Annotated in this window: 2 protein-coding genes; both read right to left on the minus strand. The window is 33.4% G+C overall.

The features are described from left to right. On the minus strand, positions 1-1,053 hold a 1,053-nt coding region (locus AC2A1C_RS15735; RefSeq protein ID WP_484026878.1), incomplete at its 3' end, for a hypothetical protein. 6 nt (positions 1,054-1,059) lie between these two features. Continuing rightward, on the minus strand, positions 1,060-1,717 hold a 658-nt coding region (locus AC2A1C_RS15740; protein ID WP_484026879.1), incomplete at its 5' end, for a T9SS type A sorting domain-containing protein.

The raw sequence follows: 1,717 nt of genomic DNA on the forward strand, positions 1-1,717 counted from the left end.
TAATAATCCATTTAATAGAATATTAGGGTTGTCAAATAATACGGCCTCTTCTGTTTCCTCACCAAATATATCGGGGTTGGGACCATATTTTTTCGTTGTAGATTCATATACAAAAGAATAAGAATCAATAACATTAGAGTTTTTATCAAGCCTCTTAATAGATTCCAGAGATCTTTTTATAAATTTCTTTCTATTGTATTCCTCAGTAACATAGCTGCCTACAAAAGAAGAATATGTAAGATGATACCTTAATACAAAGTTATCCTTGTTATCTTTTAGTGTAATATCATCAATACTATAGCGGTTATTAAATTCGCTAGATCCTTTATCTGCAATATTAAATATGATGAAGCCATAATCTGTCTGTATTTTTTCTAATACACAATCTTGGCTTTTAGGAAAATTACCATTGACATAGGTAATATCTTTTCTATTGGTATAGGTAGCCACCTGTTTTCCTTGGGGATCTATTATTTTAGTAATATAAAAAATGTTTCTATCAATAAACCCGTCGAATGTATAATAACTATAATCCTGAAAATAATATTTATAGCCTTTACTGTCTGTAATAGTGAAAGATTTCATTAGATATTCATTCTGATTATCCCTTTCAAAGTTTATTTTAATATCTGAAGGGGTAAGCTTTATAATACTAAAGGATCCACCATTTCTCTTAAATTTAAAGCTTCCCGACTCTCCAGATATGCTATAATAGTATATGTCATCATCATCCCAAGTTATATAAGGTACATCTACTCCGTTAATAGCTTTTCGTACAATCGAAAAATTGCTTCCGTTTAGATTCCAACCGTTTCCTACATTACTTGCTGATTCATTAGGGGCAGCATTATTAGGATGGTAGTAAATATTGATTTCTGCATTTTGAGTAAGATCAATTCGCAAATTCACCAAAGGAAAAGATATATCCGGAATCCCCGTTTGATAAGCAGTTGGTGTAAGAACCGATGCTACAATGGAATTGTCTTGTCCTTTATAAAATAAACTTAATACTATTATAAATAATAATCGTGTTTTTATATAAAATTTCTTCATAATATTTTATTTCTTCACAATTTTAGTTGATACTTTTTTGTTTTTGGTTGTTGCGCTCACCACATACACACCCTGCGGAAGCGCACTCGTATTAATTCTGGTAACCGTATTTTTGGTTTTCAGGGATTGGATCTGCTTTCCGCTCATGTCGTAGAGTTGGATTTCAGCATCCAGCTTCCCGCTTCCATCATCCAACCCAATCTCCACATAGCAATACTCTTCCACAGGATTCGGGTAGATGCGGATGTCCTGTTTTTCAATTAAATCATCCAAATCTTTATCTCCTAATTTCAAAATCTTCCAGTTTTCTTCACCCAATTGCTCCGCCGAAGTTCCTGCCAAAAGAAAAGTACCGTCATTTTGCAGTTTTGCACTTACCAATCGCTCTTCCTTTTTCTTTTCCTTGCCTTCCACATATTTTCTCCATTCCTCTTTTCCATTAGCATCCAAATACAACATCCAGAATTTCTCATCATCAGATTTTATTTTTTCTTCAGCTTGCGTATAGCCTCCAATTAAAACCCCTTTCACTTCCGATTTCTGACCTCCAACTTCTGACTTCCTAATTACATTTAAGCTCATGAGTACATCACGATTTCCAAAACTGTAATTCTTCTGCCAGATTTCATTTCCGGATTTATCTAAATGAATGATCCACAAATCC

It is taken from the genome of Chryseobacterium sp. HNCC26DJ241 (assembly GCF_057180505.1).